Origin of the sequence: Kitasatospora sp. GP30 (assembly GCF_029892145.1) — a bacterium.
Classification (GTDB): Bacteria; Actinomycetota; Actinomycetes; order Streptomycetales; family Streptomycetaceae; genus Kitasatospora; species Kitasatospora acidiphila.
Genome location: NZ_JARZAH010000016.1, coordinates 133,135 through 152,894, shown reverse-complemented (window position 1 = coordinate 152,894; position 19,760 = coordinate 133,135). Strand labels below are relative to the sequence as shown.

13 protein-coding genes and 2 tRNA genes are annotated in these 19,760 nt (G+C 71.9%); 7 read left to right on the top strand and 8 right to left on the bottom strand.

The window, feature by feature from the left end:
- Positions 1–140 precede the first annotated feature (140 nt).
- A complete protein-coding gene (pgi, locus tag P3T35_RS22965; RefSeq protein ID WP_101381672.1) occupies positions 141–1,802 on the bottom strand; it encodes a glucose-6-phosphate isomerase in 1,662 nt (553 codons plus the stop codon).
- A 142-nt stretch (positions 1,803–1,944) separates the two neighbouring features.
- Positions 1,945–3,525, bottom strand: a complete 1,581-nt coding sequence (locus tag P3T35_RS22960) for a Na+/H+ antiporter (protein ID WP_101381671.1) — start codon at positions 3,523–3,525, stop codon at positions 1,945–1,947.
- Positions 3,526–3,676: 151 nt separating this feature from the next.
- Between P3T35_RS22960 and P3T35_RS22955 the strand changes: the two genes are divergently transcribed.
- Positions 3,677–3,750 (top strand) — tRNA-Lys (locus P3T35_RS22955).
- A 161-nt stretch (positions 3,751–3,911) separates the two neighbouring features.
- Entirely contained in the window at positions 3,912–7,097 is a 3,186-nt protein-coding gene (locus P3T35_RS22950) for a S41 family peptidase (protein WP_280707496.1), read from the top strand.
- 42 nt (positions 7,098–7,139) lie between these two features.
- On the opposite strand, the gene P3T35_RS22945 is transcribed toward P3T35_RS22950, so the two are convergent.
- Positions 7,140–7,406, bottom strand: a complete 267-nt coding sequence (locus P3T35_RS22945) for a hypothetical protein (protein WP_101381670.1) — start codon at positions 7,404–7,406, stop codon at positions 7,140–7,142.
- Positions 7,407–7,495: 89 nt separating this feature from the next.
- Entirely contained in the window at positions 7,496–8,314 is an 819-nt protein-coding gene (locus P3T35_RS22940; RefSeq protein ID WP_101385180.1) for an SDR family oxidoreductase, read from the bottom strand.
- A gap of 109 nt (positions 8,315–8,423) precedes the next feature.
- On the opposite strand from P3T35_RS22940, the gene P3T35_RS22935 reads away from it, so the two are divergent.
- A complete protein-coding gene (locus P3T35_RS22935) occupies positions 8,424–8,846 on the top strand; it encodes a MarR family transcriptional regulator (RefSeq protein ID WP_101381669.1) in 423 nt (140 codons plus the stop codon).
- 67 nt (positions 8,847–8,913) lie between these two features.
- Here P3T35_RS22935 and P3T35_RS22930 read toward each other — a convergent pair whose 3' ends face one another.
- From P3T35_RS22930 to P3T35_RS22915, 4 genes are all read right to left on the bottom strand, one after another.
- A complete protein-coding gene (locus P3T35_RS22930; RefSeq protein WP_101381668.1) occupies positions 8,914–10,968 on the bottom strand; it encodes a phospholipase C, phosphocholine-specific in 2,055 nt (684 codons plus the stop codon).
- A gap of 149 nt (positions 10,969–11,117) precedes the next feature.
- Positions 11,118–11,759 carry a pentapeptide repeat-containing protein gene (locus P3T35_RS22925; protein ID WP_101381667.1) on the bottom strand — a complete coding sequence of 214 codons (642 nt, stop codon included), beginning with the start codon at positions 11,757–11,759 and terminating at the stop codon, positions 11,118–11,120.
- Between the two features lie 21 nt (positions 11,760–11,780).
- Positions 11,781–12,968, bottom strand: a complete 1,188-nt coding sequence (locus tag P3T35_RS22920) for a low temperature requirement protein A (RefSeq protein ID WP_101381666.1) — start codon at positions 12,966–12,968, stop codon at positions 11,781–11,783.
- A 428-nt stretch (positions 12,969–13,396) separates the two neighbouring features.
- Positions 13,397–15,109, bottom strand: a complete 1,713-nt coding sequence (locus tag P3T35_RS22915) for an ABC transporter family substrate-binding protein (RefSeq protein ID WP_101381665.1) — start codon at positions 15,107–15,109, stop codon at positions 13,397–13,399.
- 385 nt (positions 15,110–15,494) lie between these two features.
- On the opposite strand from P3T35_RS22915, the gene P3T35_RS22910 reads away from it, so the two are divergent.
- The 4 genes from P3T35_RS22910 to P3T35_RS22895 all read left to right on the top strand — a co-directional run bounded on the left by P3T35_RS22910 (position 15,495) and on the right by P3T35_RS22895 (position 19,733).
- A complete protein-coding gene (locus P3T35_RS22910) occupies positions 15,495–16,478 on the top strand; it encodes an ABC transporter permease (protein WP_101381664.1) in 984 nt (327 codons plus the stop codon).
- Positions 16,478–17,458: an ABC transporter permease gene (locus P3T35_RS22905; protein ID WP_101381663.1), complete on the top strand. Its 981-nt coding sequence runs from the start codon at positions 16,478–16,480 to the stop codon at positions 17,456–17,458. The genes P3T35_RS22910 and P3T35_RS22905 overlap by 1 nt, the downstream gene beginning before the upstream one ends.
- Complete coding sequence (locus P3T35_RS22900) at positions 17,455–19,506, top strand: ABC transporter ATP-binding protein (protein ID WP_101381662.1); 2,052 nt, start codon at positions 17,455–17,457, stop codon at positions 19,504–19,506. The genes P3T35_RS22905 and P3T35_RS22900 overlap by 4 nt, the downstream gene beginning before the upstream one ends.
- Positions 19,507–19,659: 153 nt before the next feature.
- Positions 19,660–19,733 (top strand) — tRNA-Lys (locus P3T35_RS22895).
- Positions 19,734–19,760 lie beyond the last annotated feature (27 nt).

Below are 19,760 nucleotides of genomic sequence, written 5' to 3'. Positions count from 1 at the left end.
GGTCCCGGGTCAGGCGCCCCGGGCCCCCCCCCACCCCCCCAGCCCCCGCCGCCCGGGGGGGGGCCGGGGGGGGGCCCCCCCCCCCCCCCCCCCCGGGGGGGGGGGGGGGCGCGGCCCGCCCCCCCACACCCGCGGCAGACTCAGCGCCCGCGCAGCGCGCGGTACTTGGCGACCAGGGTCGCGCTGGAGCTGTCCAGGTGGTCGCCGCCCTCGCCGGTCAGCAGCACCGGCTCCATCTTCTTGGCCAGCACCTTGCCGAGCTCCACGCCCCACTGGTCGAAGGAGTCGATGTTCCAGATCGCGCCCTGCACGAAGACCTTGTGCTCGTAGAGCGCGACCAGCTGGCCGAGCACCGACGGGGTGAGCTCCTCGGCGAGCACCATGGTGGTCGGGTGGTTGCCACGGAAGGTGCGGTGCGGCACCTGGAACTCGGCCACGCCCTCGGCCCGGACCTCGTCGGCGGTCTTGCCGAAGGCGAAGGCCTGCGCCTGCGCGAAGAGGTTGGCCATCAGCAGGTCGTGCTGCGCGACCAGGCCGGGGGCCAGGTCGCCGACCGGCTTGGCGAAGCCGATCAGGTCGGCCGGGATCGTCTTGGTGCCCTGGTGCAGCAGCTGGTAGTAGGCGTGCTGGCCGTTGGTGCCCGGGGTGCCCCAGACCACCGGGCCGGTGGTCCAGCCGACCGGGTTGCCGTCGCGCTGCACCGACTTGCCGTTGGACTCCATGTCCAGTTGCTGCAGGTAGGCGGTGAACTTGGACAGGTAGTGCGAGTAGGGCAGCACCGCGTGCGACTGGGCGTCGAAGAACTGGCCGTACCACAGGCCCAGCAGGCCGAGCAGGAACGGCACGTTCTGCTCCAGCGGGGCGGTGCGGAAGTGCTCGTCCACCAGCCGGAAGCCGTCCAGCATCTCCTGGAACCGCTCCGGGCCGATGGCGATCATCAGCGACAGGCCGATCGCCGAGTCGTAGGAGTAGCGGCCGCCGACCCAGTCCCAGAACTCGAACATGTTCTCGACGTCGATGCCGAAGTCGGCCACGCCCTTGGCGTTGGTGGAGAGCGCCACGAAGTGCTTGGCCACCGCCTCCTGGCCGGCGCCGAGCTGGGCCAGCAGCCAGTCGCGGGCCGAGGTGGCGTTGGTGATCGTCTCGATCGTGGTGAAGGTCTTGGAGGCGACGATGAACAGCGTCTCGGCGGCGTCCAGGTCGCGGACCGCCTCGTGCAGGTCGGCGCCGTCCACGTTGGAGACGAAGCGCACGGTCAGGTCGCGCTGGGTGTACGAGCGCAGCGCCTCGTAGGCCATCGCCGGGCCCAGGTCGGAGCCGCCGATGCCGATGTTGACGATGTTCCTGATCCGCTTGCCGGAGTGTCCGGTCCAGGCGCCGCTGCGCACCCGGTCGGCGAAACCGGCCATCTTGTCCAGAACGGCGTGCACCTCGGGCACCACATTGGCGCCGTCCACCTCGATCACGGCTCCGCGCGGAGCCCGCAGCGCGGTGTGCAGCACGGCGCGGTCCTCGGTGACGTTGATCTTCTCGCCGCGGAACATCGCGTCCCGCAGGCCGGCCACGCCGGCGGCCTCGGCGAGCGAGCGCAGCAGCTCGAGGGTCTCGTCCGTCACCAGGTGCTTGGAATAGTCCAGATACAGGTCCCCGACCTGCAGCGTGTAGCGGCTGCCGCGCTGCGGGTCCGCGGCGAACAGCTCGCGCAGGTGCAGGTCACCCAGCTTCTCGCGGTGCTCCGCGAGGGCGGCCCACTGCTGGGCGCACTTCTGCGGGGCGCTCGGGCCGGCGGGGGTCTGCGGCATCGGTTTCTCCTCTGATCGGTCTGGGACGGCTGGGGCCCGGAGGGACGGACCCGGGTAGCGCCGACGCATTCGGCGGCTCGACCGCACTCAGCCTACGGAACAGTCAGCACACCTGGCGCCACCACCACCTGACGCAGTGCCGTCAGTTCCGCTCCGACCGGAGGTCCAGTCCACGCAGCACCTCGTCGACCAGTTCCGGATCCGCGCCCGGCTCGCTGCGCGCCTGCACGATCTCCCGCCGGGACGCGGCCAGCAAGTCCTGTTCCAGGGCCCGGAACTTGCGCAGCACCCCGGCTCGCTCGTGGGCCTCCTCGGCCTCCTCCTGCTCGTACTGCTCGGGGCAGAGCCGGGCCATCCGGTCATGCTGGCGTTCCCGGAGCTTCTCCACGAGTTCACTGGGCAACTTGTCCTGGTCGGCCAGCTCGTGCAGCCGCTCCAGGGCCGCCTTGCTGGCCCGCCACCACAGCTCCCGCTGCTCCTGCTCGCGCCGGTCCAGGTGCGGGTCGATGCCGAGCCGCCGGACCAGCCAGGGCAGCGTCAGCCCCTGCACGACCAGGGTGAACAGCACCACGCAGAAGGCGACGAAGACGATCCGGGCCCGCCCGGGGAACGGCGCGCCGCCGTGCACGGTGAGCGGGACGGCCAGCGCCAGCGCGACCGTCGCCACCCCGCGCATCCCGGACCACCAGAGCACCACGCTCTCCCGCCAGCTGAGCGGGGTGTCCTCGGTGCCGTGGCTGAGCCGGTCGGAGAGCCAGGCGGCCGGCAGCAGCCAGACCAGCCGCACCCCCACCACCACGGCGATCACCACCGCCGCGTCCCCCAGCATGCTGTGCCAGCCGGCCCCGACGTCCTTGAGCACGGTGGCCAGTTCCAGCCCGATCAGCCCGAAGGCCACCCCGGTGATCAGGGTCTCCACGATGTCCCAGAAGGCGGTGCCGACCAGCCGGTAGGAGACGTCGTCGGCGTGGGTGGCCCGTTCGGCCAGGTAGAGGCCGACCACCACCACGGCGAGCACCCCCGAGCCCTCGGCCTCCTCGGCGAGCACATAGGCGGCGAACGGCACCAGCAGGTTGAGCGCCACCTGCAGGGTCGGGTCGTCCAGCAGGGTCGCCACCTTGGTGGTCAGCCAGCCGAGCGCCACCCCGATCACCACCGCCAGCACCGCGGACTCCGCGAACCGCAGCAGCGCGTGCGGCACCGAGAAGTCGCCCTCCACCACAGCGTCGACGGCCAGCGAGTAGATCACGATCGCGGTGACGTCGTTGAACAGGCCCTCGCTCTCCAGCACCGCGACCAGCCGCCGGGGCAGTCCGACGCTGCCGGCCACCGCGACCGCGGCCACCGGGTCGGGCGGCGAGACCAGCGCGCCCATTGCCACCGCGGCGGCCACCGGCGCGGCCGGCATCAGCGCGTGGAAGGCGCCCGCCACCGCGGTGGTGGTGATCACCACCAGGGCGACGGCGAGCAGCAGGACGGAGCGCAGATTGGCCCGGAAGTAGACCAGCGAGGCCCGCCGGGCGACACCGAAGACCAGGGGCGGTAGCACCAGGGGGAGGATCAGCGCCGGATCCAGCCCGATGTTCGGGATCTGCGGCACCACCGCGAAGACCAGCCCGATCAGGGTCATCAGCACCGGCTGCGGGATCCCGGTCCGCCGCCCCACCGGCACGGTGATCACCGAGGCGAGCAGCACCAGAAACAGCAGCGAGAGCTGGCCCACGGAAACAATCCCCTCCTATTCGGACAGGAAGAGTGTAGATATGACAAACCATCTCATCCCCATGGCACGCCGGGTCCCGGGGGCCGGCGCCGCGCCCCACGCCGATTCGGCGATTCGGTCGGTGACCAGGTAATGTTCTCCACGTCAGCAGGCGCCGCTAGCTCAGTTGGTTAGAGCAGCTGACTCTTAATCAGCGGGTCCGGGGTTCGAGTCCCTGGCGGCGCACCGACAGCCGAAGGCCCCTCGCGAGAGCGAGGGGCCTTCGGCGTTTCCGGCACCTCCTGGCACCTCCTGGCACCTCCCCGGCGGCATTTCCCCGGCAGCCTCCGGAGCACTCGCGTCTGCTTCCGTTTGCCGGGTCCCGGGGCGCATCGAAGGATGGGCCTGTGAGTGGTTACCTGCGCTTCCCCCATCTGCACGGCGACCTGCTGGCGCTGACCGCCGAGGACGACGTCTGGCTGGCGCCGCTCGCAGCCGACTCGGTGTCAGGTCGCGCCTGGCGGCTCACCGCCGACCGCACCCGGGTCAGCCACCCCCGGCTGTCCCCCGACGGCGCCACCGTCGCCTGGACCAGCTGGGCCGGGCACGCCCCCGAGGTGTGGACGACCCCCAGCACGGGCGGCCCCTCGGTCCGCCTGACCTACTGGGCCAGCCAGGACACCCGGGTTCGCGGCTGGCTGCCCGACGGCGAGGTACTGGCCGTCACCTCCTACCACGAGCCGTTCGCCCACTACACCTGGGCGCACGCGCTGCCGCCGAACGGCGCGCCCGGCCGCCGCGAGCCCTGGGGTCCGGTGCGCGACGCCCAGGTGTCCGAGGCGCACACCCTGCTGCTGACCAACGCCGCCCCGCACGAGCCGGCCGCCTGGAAGCGCTACCGGGGCGGCGCCACCGGCATCCTCTGGCTGGACGGCGAGCGGCTGCTGCCCGAGCTGCGCGGCCACCTCTCCTCCCCCATGCTGGTCGGAGACCGGGTGGCCTTCCTCTCCGACCACGAGGGCACCGGCAACCTCTACTCCTGCGCCCCGGACGGCTCCGACCTGCGCCGCCACACCGACCACGACACGTTCTTCGCCCGCGAGGCCGCCACCGACGGCCACCGGGTGGTCTACCAGCACGCCGGGGACATCTGGCTGCTGGACGGCCTCGACACCCCCGGGCCGCGCCGACTGGACGTCCGGCTCGGTGGCAGCCGGACCGGCCGGCGGCCGTTCCAGATCACCACCGCCCGCTTCCTGAACGACCTGATCTGCGACAGCACCGGCAAGTCCGGCGTGGTCGGGGTGCGCGGCAGCCTCTACTGGCTGACCCACCGGGACGGCCCGGCCCGGGCGCTGGCCGACACGCCCGGGGTGCGGGCCCGGCTGCCGGTGGTGCTGGGGCACACCGAGGCGGTGGCCTGGGTCACCGACGCCGAGGGCGACGATGCGCTGGAGATCGCCCCGCTGCCCGGGCAGGCCGCCCGCACCGAGGCCCGCCGCCTGGCCGCCGGGCAGCTCGGCCGGGTCCTGGAGCTGGTCGCCACCCCGGACGGCGCCACCCTGGCCGTCGCCGCGGGCGACGGGCGGCTGCTGCTGGTGGACGCCGCCGACGGCGCGGTGCGCGAGCTCGCCCGCTCCACCTTCGGCCCGATCCGCGGCCTGGCCTTCTCCCCCGACTCGTGCTGGCTGGCCTGGTCGCAGCCGGTGGCCGGCCGCTCGCTGCGCCGGATCCGGCTGATCCGGCTGGACCGCGGCGCCGAGGCGCTGCCGTTGAACGTCACCGACGGCCGCTTCGAGGACGAGCAGCCGGTCTTCACCCGGGACGGCCGCTACCTGGTCTTCCTCTCCTGGCGCGGCTTCGACCCGGTGCACGACGTGCACACCGGCGACCTGTCGTTCCCGCTGGGCTGCCGCCCCTACCTGGTGCCGCTGGCGGCCGACACCCCGTCGCCGTTCGCCGCCGCGGTCGGTGACGAGCCGGATCCGGCGCCCGGCGACGGCACGGTGCTGGTCGACCCGGACGGGATCGGCGACCGGCTGGTGCCGTTCCCGGTGATCGCCGCCAAGTACTCCACCCCGGCGGCGGTGCGCGGCGGGCTGGTCTGGCTGCGCTGGCCGCTCTCCGGCGCCCTCGGCCAGACCTTCGCCAGCCCCACCGACACCTCGGGCCGCCCCTCGCTGGAGCACTTCGACCTGGCCACCGCCGCGCGCTCGACGCTGCAGGACCAGGTGGACGGCTTCGCGGTCGCCGGGGACGGCTCGGCGGTGAGCACCTTCTCGTCCGGGCAGCTCAAGCTGGTGCCGCTGGCCGGGCCGACGGTCGTCGTGGACCTGCGCCGGATCGTGCACACCGTGCACCCGGGGGCGGAGTGGCGGCAGGCCTACCACGAGGCGGCCCGGCTGGTCCGGGACCAGTTCTGGGACGAGGCGATGGGCGGCCTGGACTGGCCGGCCCTGGTCGCGCAGTACGAGCCGCTGCTGGACCGGATCGCCTCCCCCGACGACTTCGCCGACCTGCTGCGCGAGCTCCTCGGCGAGTTGGGCACGTCGCACGCCTACGTCACCCCGTCCCGGCGCGGTGAGGGTCCGTCACCGGTGCAGCAGCCGCTCGGCCTGCTCGGTGCCTCGGCCCGGCGCGACCACGACGGGCGTTGGCTGATCGGCCGGGTGCTGCTCGGCGAGACCTCCGACCCGCGGGCCCGGGCCCCGCTGGCCGGCCACCAGGTGCGCGAGGGCGACGAACTGGTGGCGATCGACGGCCGACCGGTCGACCCGGTGCGCGGCCCGCTGCCGCTGCTGGCCGGCACCGGCGGCTGCACCGTGGAGCTGGCCTTCAGGCGCGGCGCCGACGGCCCGCTGCGCCGGGTGGCGGTGACCCCGCTGACCGACGAGCGGCCGCTGCGCTACCAGGACTGGGTGGCCCGACGGCGGGCCCTGGTACGGGAGTTCAGCGACGGACTGTGCGGCTATCTGCACATCCCGGATCTCGGCGGCTCCGGCTGGGCGCAGTTCAACCGGGATCTGCGCCGGGAGCTGGACCGGCCGGCGCTGGTGCTGGACGTGCGCGGCAACGCCGGCGGCAACGTCTCCGAGCTGGTGCTGGAGAAGCTCAGCCGGCGGGTGCTCGGCTGGGACCTCACCCGGGACCGGCGCCCGTGGCGCTACCCCAGCCACACGCCGCGCGGCCCGATCGTGGCGCTGGCCGACGAGGCGACCAGCTCGGACGGCGACGTGATCATCCTGGCGATGAAGCTCCTGGGCCTGGGGCCGGTGGTCGGCCGCCGCACCTGGGGCGGGGTGGTGGGCACCATCGGCCGGCAGTTGCTCGGCGACGGCACCCAGATCCAGATCCCGGCCACCGCCTCCTGGTTCATCGACGGCTACGGCTTCGGGGTGGAGAACCACGGGGTGGCGCCGGACATCCCGGTGCTGCGCAGCCCCGCCGACTGGGCGGCCGGGCGGAACACCGAGCTGGCGGAGGCGGTCCGGGTGGCGCTGGAGCTGCTGCGCGAGCACCCGGCGGTGGCGCCGCCGCCGGCCGACGCCCCCCGGCCCGACCTGCGCCGGCCGCCGCTGCCGCCGCGCAACTGACGAGGCGCGCCGCCCGGCGCGCCTCGTCAACCAGTCATCCGGTCACTTCTCCCACTCGTGGCCACCCTCCTCGGTCATGTCGGACTTGGCCTGCTCGACCTGCTCGTCCTCGACCTGGGCGGTCTTGCCGGTGACATTGCCGAAGGCGTCGGCGTCGGCGCTGTAATCGCCGGGCTGGCCGGACTGGTACTGCGGAGTGTCCCGGCCGGGCTCCTGCGGCCGGGCGGCGTCGGGCCGCTGGCCGGCCTTCTCGCCGTGCTCGCCGTGCTCGCCCCCGAACATCTCCTTGATCCGGTCCATGAGGCCCATGTCTCCTCCTCGGGGTTCGTGCGACCTGGGCAGTCACCAACATGTCACCGGTCGCGCCGCCCCGCACGTCGGGCCGCGACGCTCCGCTGTCAGGCGATCCAGCCGGCGGTCACGGCCTGCACCGCGGAGCCGTCGGTGTCGGTGAGCTTGAGACCGACCACGGTGCGGGCCCGGTCCGAGGTCTGCACCCGGAACGGCGGCCGCTCGGCGTTGAGCACCTCGATGATCGACTGGGCGGCGTCGCGCGGGCTCTGGGCGGCGGTGAAGGCGTTCCCGACGGTGGCGAGGTAGGCCGACAGCGCCGGGGCGTACGGACCGGCCTCGGCCACCGCGTCGTCGGCCACGCCGACATTGGGGACGAACTCGCTGGCCACCGCGGCCGGCTCGACCACGCTGACCGCCACGCCCTGGTGCGCCGCCACCGGGGCCAGCGACTCCATGAAGCCCTCGACCGCGAACTTGGCCGCGCAGTAGGCCTCGTTGAACGGCTGGCCCACTACCCCGCCGACGCTGGTGACGGTGATCAGCCGGCCGCCGCCGGCCCGCAGCAGCGGCAGCGCCGCCTTGGAGACCTGCAGCACGCCGAAGAAGTTGACCTCCATGACGGCCCGGACGTCGTCGATGCTCTCCAGCTCCAGCGTCCCGACGTGTCCGGCGCCGGCGTTGTTGACCACGGCGTCCAGCCGGTCGATGCCGGCCAGGCAGGCCGCGACCGAGGCCGGGTCGGTGACGTCCAGCTGCCGGATCTCCAGGTTCGCCCGGTCGCCGGCGGCCGCCCGCAGCGCACCGGCCCTGCCGGTGTCCCGCATGGTGGCGATCACGTGCCAGCCGGCCTCGGCGGCGGCCACGGCGGCGGCCAGCCCGATGCCGGAGGAGGTACCGGTCAGCAGCACGGTCTTGGCGGTCATCTTCCACACCTGACTTTCGAGGAGCATTTACTTATGAGCAATAACTACTGTTCGCCATAACTATGATCCTGGATAGTTAACCTGTCAAGCACCTCGGTAGACTGGAACCATGCCTGCGACACCCTCGGACGACCTCACCCAGCAGCTCGTCGGCCTGTTCGGCGCCGTCAACCGCCGCTACGCCCGGGAGTTGGAGACCGCCGCGGCCGCGCAGCAGCTGACCATGCAGCAGGCCAAGGCACTGCTGGCGGCCGACCAGCCGGTGCGGATGCGGGCGATCGCCGACCAGGTGCACGCCGAGCCGTCCAATGTGACCGCGATCATCGACCGGCTGGAGCAGCGCGGACTGGTGGAGCGCCGCCCCGACCCGGCCGACCGCCGGGTCAAGCTGGTCGCCGCCACCGAGGCCGGGCACGCGGTCGCCGCCGCGCTACGGGCCGGGCGGCCGTGGGGCAACGACCCGTTCAGCCCGCTCAGCCCTGATCAGCGGGAGCAGCTGCTTGGGATGCTGCAACTGATCCTGGAGAGCTGACAGACGAAAAGGCGCTGCCGTGCCCGCCTGATCGGCGGGCACGGCAGCGCTCACTTGTGCAGGGGGGTCAGCCGCTGACGCTCGGCGCGCCGGTCTCCAGGTGCCCGGTGAACCGCTGCGACCAGCTGCTGTCGCCGCTCACCGTGACCGTGAAGTCGTACCAGCCGTTGTCGCCGGCGACCGCGTTGAAGTAGTCGCTGGTCGAGGCACCCGGCTGCACGGTGTACGTCCAGGGGCCGTCGGTGCGGTAGTTGGTGGCGGTGATGGTGAAGGTCACCGCGCTGGAACCGCTGTTGGTCAGCTTGAACCAGATCGCGGTCTTGCCGGTGTCGGGGGCGGCGGCGTACGAGGCGGCCACGGCCGCGGTCTTGCCCGCCTTGGTGGCGTCGCCGACGAACCGGCGCAGGAAGCGGTTCGGGCCGACCACGGTCAGGTCGTACTTGCCGTTGCCGTAGTTGGTTCCGCAGTTGTAGAAGTCGCTGGTGCTCGCGCCGGGGTCCACGGTGTACTGCCAGGGGCCGCCGCTGCGGTAGGCGTTGGCGTAGGCCGCGAAGTGCGCCGAACTGGTGCCGGTGCCCTGGGCGTTGTCCATCGCCAGCCAGACCTTGACGACGCCGCCGGAGCCGAACTCCAGGTGGTCGAGGTTGGCGTTCGGCTGGTAGGGCAGTGCGCGGGCCGGGCGGGTGCCGCCCTCCTGGGCGGGCAGCGCGTTGTCGACCGGCGACGGGTTGGGCAGCGGGCCGCAGGTGGACAGGCCGATGGTCTGCGAGGTGTCGGGCAGGCTCGGCATCCCGTACACCGGGTTGGCGAAGTCGAAGACGCTGGTCAGGTCGCCGCACACCTTGCGCCGCCAGGCGCTGATGTTGACGCACTGGGCCGGCTTGCCGATCGCGGCCGTCCACACCTCCAGGAAGCGCAGCACCGAAGTGTGGTCGAAGACTTGGGAGTTGACCCAACCGCCGCGGCTCCAGGGCGAGACGGCCAGCAGCGGCACCCGGAAGCCGAGGCCGATGCTGGTGGAGTTGTAGAACTCCCCGGCGGTGCCGGCCGGCGCGACCGGCGGCGGCACGTGGTCGAAGAAGCCGTCGTTCTCGTCGTAGTTGATGAGCAGGATGGTGGAGTTGAAGACGTCGGGATCCGCGTTGAGCGCGTCCATCACCAGGTGCACGAAGTGCGCGCCGTCCTCCGGGGTGGCGTAGGGGTGCTCGGAGGACTGCTGGTCGGCGACGATCCAGGAGACCTGCGGCAGGGTGCCGGCCAGCACGTCGGCCTTGATCGCGGCGGCGATGTCGTCGGGGGTGCGGCCGGTGGTGCCCGGCACCGAGGCCATGCCCTGGACCGCCAGTGGGCTGCCCGCCGGGGCGCTGGTGAACTGGCTGAAGTAGGCGAGGGCGTTGTCGCCGAAGTTGTCACTCGCGTTCTGGTAGACCTTCCAGCTGACCCCGGCGTCCTGCAGCGCCTCGGCGTAGGTCTGCCAGCTCAGGTTGGACTCCGAGCCGCCGTCGTAGGCCGGACCGCCCGCGGTGCCGGCCGGGTCGATCATGCCGGACCAGTGGTAGGTGCGGTTCGGGCCGGTGGCCGACAGCACCGAGCAGTGGTAGGCGTCGCAGATCGTCCAGTTGTCGGCCAGCGCGTAGTGGAACGGGATGTCGGAGCGCCGCAGGTGACCCAGGGTGCGCACATTGCGCTTGGCCGACACCCAGGAGTCCATCTTGCCGCCGTTCCAGGCCGCGTGCTGGTCGGACCAGGCGTGCGAGAGGTCGCCGTTGCACTGCGAGACCTCCTCGGAGCTGCCCGCGCTGAACGCCCACGGGTACTGCCGAGCCGTGCCGTTGGGCTGGTTGAAGACCGAGTAGCCGCCGCCGAGTTGGATGGTGGCCCGGTCACCGAAGCCGCGCACCCCGTTGAGGGTGCCGAAGTAGTGGTCGAAGCTGCGGTTCTCCTGCATCAGGATCACGATGTGCTGGGCGTCGGTGATGGTGCCCGTACTGGTGGGCCCGGCAGGCGCGGCAGCGGCGGCGGGTGCCGCACCGGCGGCCGCACCGGCTGTGCCGGCCACGGCGGCGCCGGCCGCCGCGCTCGCCGAGACGGCCATGAAGGTTCTACGGCTCAGCTCTGTCATCGTCGAATCGCCAACCCTTCGGGTTGTGTGCACAACTGGGCGGTGGTCGGGGCACATCCTGTCCCGTTCGACGTGCACCCGCCAGGACTCGCCATGAAGGATTGTCGGACTGTTCTCCGGTAGGTCAGCGAACGGCCGCGTGGTGAACGTCAGCTGTCGCGCACCTCGACTCCGAAGGCCTGGGCGAACTGCGGGGCCAACTCGATCAGTTGGGCCGAGGAGATGACCGCGCCGCGCAGTCCGCGATGGCCGTCCGTCAGCTCCAGCCGGGTGGCGCCGCGCAGGTCGGTCTTCACCAACTCGGCCTGCCGGAACCGGATCCCCTCCAGCGAGCTGCCGGGGAACGACACCCCGGTCAGCCGGGCCTCGGAGAAGTCCACGTCACGCATCCGGCAGTCCTCGAAGACCACGTCCTGGAGCAGCGCGCCGCGCAGGTTGACCGACTCCAACTTGCACTGCCGCAGGGTCAGTCGGCGCAGTTGGGCGCCGCCGATCGTGACCCCGGCCAGTACCGAGCCGGTGATCGTGACGTCCTGCCACTCGCTCTGCGCCAGGTCGGTGGAGAGCCAGCGGGTCTGCTCCAGCCAGCACTCGGTGAACCTGGCGCGGCGCAGCACGCCCTGGGTGACCGTCACCGTGCTGAAGGCGCACTCCAGGAAGCCGGCGCCGCCCGCCCGGGCGCGGTCCAGCTCCAGGTCGGCGAAGTGCGCGGTGTCGTACCGTTCGTCGGGGCTCAGCGGTCCGGGGTGCGGCTTGAGCAGGTGGGCGTACGGCTGGTCGGCGAGCGGCATCGGGGGCTCCGCGAGTCGGGGTCAGGTGGTGCTGCCATCCTGCACCGGTCGGCGGGCGTGCAAACCGAGGCCCACCGCCACGGCGGCGGCCGCCACCAGCCCGGCCGCCAGCACCCCGGACCGGCCCAGCGCGGTGCAGGCCAGGACCAGTGCGGCGGTGCTCGGCAGCACCCACTGGGCGGCGCCCGCCTTGCCGTGCCGGGAGTGCAGCGCCCACACGGTGACCAGGTAGAGCGCGGCCGGCACGGTGACCGCCGCGGTGGCCGCCGCCGTCGTGATGTGCGCCGTGCCGACCGCCTGTTCGACCGCCACCTCCAGGCCGGCGCCGATCGCGGCCGCCGACGCGAAGACCACATAGTGCCCGTAACCCCACAGGAACGCCTGCCGGTTGGAGCGCAGATGCTCGTGGATCGGGGCCGCGAAGTAGATCCACCAGGCGGCGAAGCAGACCATGAGGCCGCCGATCGCGATCGGGATCAGCCGGCCCAGCGCCTGGTGCTCGTCCACGGCGCTCTGCATCGCGACGGTCGCGGCCGACACCGTCTCACCGAGCACGATCAGGGTGAACAGGCCGTACCGCTCGGCGATGTGGTGCGGGTGCCAGGCGCTCTGCACCCGGCGCTCGGCGACGGCCGGCACCGCCAGCTCGGCGACCACGCCCACCGGCAGCACGTAGGGGATGGCGGACGCGGGCAGCAGGAGCATCAGCACCCAGCCCACCTGGACCAGGGCGATCCCCAGGGCGTAGTCGCGGCACATGGCGCGGGCCGCGCCCTGCTCGCCGCGGGCGGCCCGCAGCCACTGGGTGACCATGGCCAGCCGCATCACCACGTAGCCGAGCACGCCCAGGGCGAAGTCGCGGCTCGCGAACATCCGGGGGATGCCGGCCGCCATGATCAGCGCGCCGGTGATCTGCACCAGCGTGGTGAGCCGGTACACCACGTCGTCGGTGTCGTAGGCGGAGGCGAACCAGGTGAAGTTCATCCAGGCCCACCACACCGCGAAGAATGTGGACGCATAGCCGATCAGGGCGACCCGCAGGTGGCCCTCGGCGAGCGCCAGTGCGAGCTGGCGGCCGGCCTGGCCGACCGCGACCACGAAGCACAGGTCGAAGAAGAGTTCCAGCGAGGTGGCGACCCGATGGGCCTCGTCGCGGCGGCGCGGCAGCATGCGGCGCATCACGGATTCGCCGGGGCTTCCGGTGGTCATCAGGCGGCGCTCCCAGCGCTGTCGTGCGAAGGGGCGCTCCGCCCCCGCGCCGATGGTGGCAGCCTGCCGTGGTCCGCGCACGCAGCGGCGCCGTCCGGCATGCCCGCCCGTCACCTGGCTCGCCCAGCCGACCGGTCGTGCGGTCAAAGTGAGTTGACGCGGCAGTTGCGCGAACCGGGTGACAGCGTCCCCGCCAGAGGTGAGCGCCCGGGTGTCGCGCACGGCACTCGGCAGGAGGGCCCGACTAGATTCCCGTCCAGTGGAACGGCGAGAAGGGCGTCCTGCGGGCAACGCGGAAGGTCAAGGCCGGTGCGGCACCACCAGGGGAGCCACACCCTGGGGCGGTGGACCGCACCGGCCTCGTGATCACCGCGCTGCCCGGCAGCGCTTCCCCGGCGAGCCGCGCCCGCCGCTGACCAAGCGCTTACTCACTTCTGCCAGCCGACCTTGGTGTAGTCGAAGTCGGCCAGCCCGCCCGACCCGTAGTTGGCCAGCCCCTTGCGGTAGGCGCCCACGTAGGGCCGCTGGTAGATCTCCACGGAGTGGCCCAGCTCCCAGATCTTGGCGTCCGCCTGGTTGTAGAGCTTCGCCGCCTGGGCCGGGTCCAGGGTGGACGCGGCCTGCTTCAGCAGACCGTCGATCTCCGGGGTGCTGAGCTTGGAGTAGTTCTGGAAGACGTTGTCACCGACCGGCATCTGGTACGACGGGATGATCAGCGAGGGCGGGAAGGACCCGGTGTTGCGCCAGCTCGCCAGGTCGAACTTGCCCAGGTTGAGGTACTTGTCGCTCAGGTCGTTGGCCGGCACCTTGTCGACGTCGACCTTCACCCCGGCCTGCAGCAGCATGTTCTGGGTGGCGGTGGCCAGGTCCACGGCCTGCTGGGCGGCGCCGTCGGAGATGACGTAGTGCAGCTCCAGCGACTGGCCGTCCTTGGTCCGCGGCTTGCCGGACCCGGCGTCCTTCCAGCCGGCCTCGTCGAGCAGCTTCTTGGCGCCCGCCAGGTCGTACTTGCCCCACTCGCCGGAGTTGTCCTGGTAGCCGGCCTGATTGGTCATCAGCAGGTGGTTGCCGAGCAGCGGGAACGACACCGGGACCCCCTGGCTGGCCACCTTGGTCAGCGCGGACCGGTCGAGCGCCTTCTCCAGCGCCTGCCGCACCTTCTGGTCGGCCATCGCCCCGTTGGACCCGAACGCGATGTGCACCTCGTCCCACGGGTAGGAGGTGCGGATCACCGCGTTGGGGTCGGCCTTCAGCTGGCCGTAGGCGTCGGCCCGCCCGGCGCCGGTCCAGTCGATCTCGTTGTTGAGGAAGGCCTGGGTCATCGCCGGCTGGGACAGCACCCGGTAGGTGAACTTGTCCAACTTGGGCTTGGGACCCCACCAGTTGGGGTCCGGCACCACGGTGATGGTCTGCGCCGACTTGTCGATCGAGCCGATCTTGAAGGCCCCGCCGGTGATCGGCACCTTCTCGATCCAGGCCTTGTTGAAGTCGTCGGGGGTGGAGGTGGCGGCCGCCGGGAGCAGCGGGTAGAAGAGGCTCTGCCAGTCGGCGAACGGCTGGCTGAAAGTGACCTTGACCTGGGTCGGGTCAGCGCCCTGGGAGACGTCGCTGATCTGGTTGTAGCCGTTGGTGAAGGCGGGGTTGAAGGCGGGGTTCTGGCCGTTGGTCGCCTGCCAGACCGCCTTGAAGTCCAGGTAGCTGAGCGACTTGCCGTCCGACCACTTGGCCTTCGGGTTGAGCGTGTAGAGCACCACCTGCGGCGAGGTGGAGACCAGCTTGGCGGACTGCAGGAACTCCGGTACCGGCTGGTAGGTCCCGGTGGCGTCGATGCGGAAGAGCAGCGGCTCGATCATCTTCATGATCTCCACCGAGTCGCCGTAGGTGCCGTCCACCTGCAGCGGGTTCCACTGGGTGACCCACTGCTGCAGCGGCGAGCGGAGTTCACCGCCGTCCTTCACGTTGTCCAGCGGCTGCGGATTGATGTCCTCGGCGTCGGCTCTTGGCGCGGCGCTCTGCGAGGCGCCGGAGCCATTGCCCGAACCGGAGCTCGACGAACTGCAGCCGGTCACCACGAGGGCGAGGGCGGCGGCTGCGACCAGGGTGCGGGTGAGGTGGCGGCGGGGCCGGATGGCGGCATCCATGGCGGGTCCCTCCCGGGGTGTTGGGGTGCGTGAGTGGCTTGAGGCGCCCGCCAGGTGTGGCGAGCCTTGATCATGGGCAGCCAAAGAGGTGAGCCAGCGAGCAGAACCTAACAGCGGATCAGTTCGCCGACCAGAGGAGCGTGTTCACTACTGATCGAATCGCAATCGACCGCAATGCTCCCGCAACACCGTTGACGCAACCGGCTGTTTGACTCTGACCTGCGGATTTGCCGAACCCGGCAAGCTCGTTCGACGCGCAGTCTTGACCGCCCCCGCAGTGGATCGCAGAATTCCGCTGCACAGACATGCGTGAAGTACCTCCGAAACGAAGGCAATTGGTCATGAGACTCCGGAGCGCCACCGGCATCGGCGGGAACTGCCGCTGATGCTGCGCTACTTGGCGAAGCGCCTCGCCTACTACGTGGTCCTGCTGGTCGTTTCGGTCTTCCTGGCCTACGCCCTGGCCAGCAGCGCACTCAACCCGCGCGCCTACTTCGAGGCCAAGCAACCGCGCCCGGCCGCCGCCGCGGTGGACCGCCAGCTCACCGACCTGGGCATCAACTCGCACACCCCGATCGCCGTGCGGTTCGGCCACTGGGCCGATGACCTGGTGGTCCACGGCGACCTCGGCCGCAGCATCCACGGCACCTCGGTGAACGCCGAGTTCGGCCGCCGGCTGGTGGTGTCGCTGCGGCTGCTGGTGATCGGCAGCCTGCTCGGGATGCTGCTCGGGGTGGCCGTCGGCGCCTGGGGTGCGGTGCGCCAGTACCGGATCTCCGACCGCGTGCTGACCGTGGCCTCGTTCGTGCTGCTGTCCACCCCGGTCTTCCTGCTGGCGCTCTTCCTGAAGAACGGCGCGATCGCCGTCAACCAGGCCTCCGGGCATCAGCTGATCAACTTCACCGGGTACGAAACCCCCGGCCTGAGTGGCGGGTTGGGCGCGCACCTGGCCGACTGGGCGGTGCACCTGCTGCTGCCCACCCTCTCGCTCGCCCTGATGGGCCTGGCCACCTACAGCCGCTACCAGCGCGGCACCATGCTGGACGTGCTCGGCTCGGACTACCTGCGCACCGCCGAGGCCAAGGGCCTCACCCGGCGCCGCGCGCTGGTCAAGCACGGCCTGCGCACCGCGGTGATCCCGATGTCGACCCTGTTCGCCTACAACTTCCTGAGCGTCTTCACCGGCGCCACCTTCACCGAGATCATCTTCGGCTGGCACGGCATGGGCGAGTGGTTCATCACATCGATCTATGAGAACGACACGAACTCGGTGGTGGCGGTGACCCTGTTCACGGCGGTGACGGTGCTGGTCTCCGGCCTGCTGGCCGACACCCTGCACGCGGCCCTCGACCCGCGGGTGCGTGCCTGATGGCCGGCGACGCGCCGCGCAGCCGCGGCCGCCTGGTGCTGTCCCGGCTGCTGGCCTCCCCCAGCGTGGTGATCGGCGGCGGCATCGTGGTGCTGCTCTTCCTGCTCGCCTTCGTCGGCCCGTACCTGACGCACTGGAAGTACACCGATGTCGACTACGGGGCACTGAGTCAACCGCCGTCCGCCCAGCACTGGTTCGGCACCGCCGGACTCGGCCAGGACGTCTACGCGCAGACCCTGCGCGGGCTGCAGAAGTCGCTGATCATCGGCCTGCTGGTGGCGCTGCTCTCCACCTGCCTGGCCGGCCTGGTCGGCGCCTGCGCCGGCTACTTCGGCGGCTGGACCGACCGGTTGCTGATCTTCTTCGTCGACCTGATGCTGGTCTTCCCCAGCTTCCTGATCATCACCATCGTCTCGCCCCAGCTGAAGAACAGCGGCTGGCTGGTCTTCGTGGTGCTGCTCGCCGCGTTCAACTGGATGATCACCGCCCGGGTGGTGCGGTCCATGACGATCTCGTTGAAGGAACGAGAGTTCGTCCGCGCCGCCCGCTTCATGGGGGTGCGCCCGCTGCGCATCATCTGGCGGCACATCCTGCCCAACTGCGCGTCCTACCTGATCGTGGACGCCACCATCGCGGTCGGCGCGGCCGTGATGAACGAGACCATGCTCTCCTACTTCGGCTTCGGCGTGCAGCCGCCCGACGTCTCGCTCGGCACCCTGATCGCCGCCGGCACCGACTCGGCGCCCACCTACCCCTGGATGTTCTACTACGCCGCCGGCCTGCTGGTGCTCTTCGTGCTCGCCGTCAACCTGGTCGGCGACGGCCTGCGGGACGCCCTCGACCCCACCGCGGCGGCCGGCCGCCGGCCCTCCCGCCGGGCGCTGCGCGCACTGCGCCGCCGCGCCGCCGCCACCACCGCAGCCGCAGCCCTGGACAGCCGCGGCGCCGCACCCGCTCTCGACGCCGAAGGAACCGCGTGACCACCACCGCCACCGAGCTGCTCACCATCCGCGACCTGCGGGTGGACTTCGCCGGCGCCCGGGGCCGCGGCACCGTCACCGCCGTGCGCGGCGTCGATCTGACGCTCCGCCGCGGCGAGACCCTGGGCATCGTCGGCGAATCCGGCTCCGGCAAGTCGGTCACCGCGCTGTCGGTGCTCGGCCTGCTGCCCGGCACCGCCGCGGTGCGCGGCTCGGTGGCGCTCGACGGACGGGAGCTGATCGGCCTGCCGCCCGGTGAGCTGGCCCGGATCCGCGGCCGCCGGATCGCCATGGTCTTCCAGGACCCGCTCTCCGCGTTCACCCCGGTCTACCGGATCGGCGACCAGATCGCCGAGGCCGTCCGGGCCCACCAGAAGACCGACAAGGCCGCGGCCCGCCGGCGCGCCGCCGAACTGCTCGACCTGGTCGGCATCCCGGACCCGGACCGGGCGCTGGACAGCTTCCCGCACGAGTTCAGCGGCGGCATGCGGCAGCGCGCCATGATCGCCATGGCGGTGGCCAACGAGCCGGACATCCTGCTCGCCGACGAGCCCACCACCGCCCTGGACGTCACCATCCAGGCCCAGGTCCTGGACGTGCTGCGGACCGCGCAGCGGGAGACCGGCGCCGCGCTGGTGCTGGTCAGCCACGACCTCGGGGTGATCGCCCAGATGGCCGACCGGGTCGCGGTGATGTACGCGGGCCGGGTCGTCGAAACCGCGCCGGTGGACGAGTTGTTCGGCGCCCCGCGCCACCCGTACACCCTCGGGCTGATCGGCGCCGTCCCCCGGCTGGACCGGGACGGCGGACCGCTGGTGCCGATCCCCGGCAACCCGCCCGCGCTGGTCGACCTGCCGCCCGGCTGCCCGTTCGCCCCGCGCTGCCCACTGGCCGGCGACGACTGCCGCACCGCCGAGCCGCCGCTCACCGGCACCGACGGCCACCAGGCCGCCTGCCTGCGCGCCGACCGGCTGGCCGCCGAGCGCCCGGCCCCCGCCGAGGTCTACCCCGTCCCCCGCCTTGCGCCCGCCGCCCGGCCGGTGGACCGCTCCGAGCTCCCCCAGGTGCTCCGGGTGACCGGGCTGGCCAAGACCTTCCCGGTGCTCAAGGGCACCGTGGTCAAGCGCAAGGTGGGCGAGGTGTACGCCGTCGACGGGGTGCACCTGGACATCCGGCGCGGCGAGACCCTGGGCCTGGTCGGCGAGTCCGGCTCCGGCAAGTCCACCACGCTCTTCGAGATCCTCGGCCTGACCGCACCGGAGGCCGGCCGGATCGAACTGCTCGGCCAGGACACCGCCGCGCTCTCCCGGGACGCCGTCCACCGGCTCCGCGCCCAGCTGCAGATCGTCTTCCAGGATCCGATGGCCAGCCTGGATCCGCGGCTGCCGATCGGCGACATCATCGCCGAACCGCTGCAGGCCCAGCGGGCACCCCGGGAGCGGATCGCGGCCCGGATACCGGAGTTGCTCACCCAGGTCGGCCTGGAGCCGGCCCACGCCGCCCGCTACCCGCACGAGTTCTCCGGCGGCCAGCGCCAACGCGTCTCGATCGCCCGGGCGTTGGCCGTCTCCCCGCAGCTGCTGGTGCTGGACGAGCCGGTCTCCGCTCTGGACGTCTCCATCCAGGCCGGCGTGCTCAACCTGCTCCAGGAGCTGAAGGCCTCCCTCGACCTCTCCTACCTGTTCGTCTCGCACGACCTCTCGGTGATCCGCCACCTCGCCGACCGGGTCAGCGTGATGTACCTGGGCCGCACCGTCGAACAGGGCCCGGTCGCCGACGTGTTCAACACCCCGCGCCACCCCTACACCCGGGCGCTGCTGTCCGCCGTCCCGCTGCCCGATCCGGCCGCCGAGCGCAGCCGCACCCGGATCCTGCTCCCCGGCGACCCGCCCTCCCCCACCTCCCGGCCGACCGGCTGCGCGTTCCGCACCCGCTGCCCGCTCTACGCGACGCTCGGCGCCGAGCAGCGCGGCCGCTGCGAGCAGCAGGCGCCGGCGCTGGAGGCCGCGGCGGAGCACGGGGCGGCCTGCCATTGGGACGAAGAGTAGAAGCCGTCCACGGCGTCAACGCGGTCCAGCCGACGGCCTTCGAGGTCTTCCTCGCCCGACTGCCACCCGAACGCCAGCCATGACCTTGCGTGTTCGAATGCTGACGATTCGGCGTTTCCCCTTTGGTCGTGTAATGTTCCGGTCTGTCAGCAGGCGCCGCTAGCTCAGTTGGTTAGAGCAGCTGACTCTTAATCAGCGGGTCCGGGGTTCGAGTCCCTGGCGGCGCACCGACAGCCGAAGGGCCTCTCGCGAGA

Coding starts and splice junctions, on each gene's coding strand:
- pgi (WP_101381672.1), bottom strand. CDS start 1,802: ATGCCGCAGACCCCCGCCGGCCCGAGCGCCCCGCAGAAGTGCGCCCAG.
- P3T35_RS22945 (WP_101381670.1), bottom strand. CDS start 7,406: ATGGGCCTCATGGACCGGATCAAGGAGATGTTCGGGGGCGAGCACGGC.
- P3T35_RS22940 (WP_101385180.1), bottom strand. CDS start 8,314: ATGACCGCCAAGACCGTGCTGCTGACCGGTACCTCCTCCGGCATCGGG.
- P3T35_RS22935 (WP_101381669.1), top strand. CDS start 8,424: ATGCCTGCGACACCCTCGGACGACCTCACCCAGCAGCTCGTCGGCCTG.
- P3T35_RS22930 (WP_101381668.1), bottom strand. CDS start 10,968: ATGACAGAGCTGAGCCGTAGAACCTTCATGGCCGTCTCGGCGAGCGCG.
- P3T35_RS22925 (WP_101381667.1), bottom strand. CDS start 11,759: ATGCCGCTCGCCGACCAGCCGTACGCCCACCTGCTCAAGCCGCACCCC.
- P3T35_RS22920 (WP_101381666.1), bottom strand. CDS start 12,968: ATGACCACCGGAAGCCCCGGCGAATCCGTGATGCGCCGCATGCTGCCG.
- P3T35_RS22915 (WP_101381665.1), bottom strand. CDS start 15,109: ATGGATGCCGCCATCCGGCCCCGCCGCCACCTCACCCGCACCCTGGTC.
- P3T35_RS22910 (WP_101381664.1), top strand. CDS start 15,495: ATGCTGCGCTACTTGGCGAAGCGCCTCGCCTACTACGTGGTCCTGCTG.
- P3T35_RS22905 (WP_101381663.1), top strand. CDS start 16,478: ATGGCCGGCGACGCGCCGCGCAGCCGCGGCCGCCTGGTGCTGTCCCGG.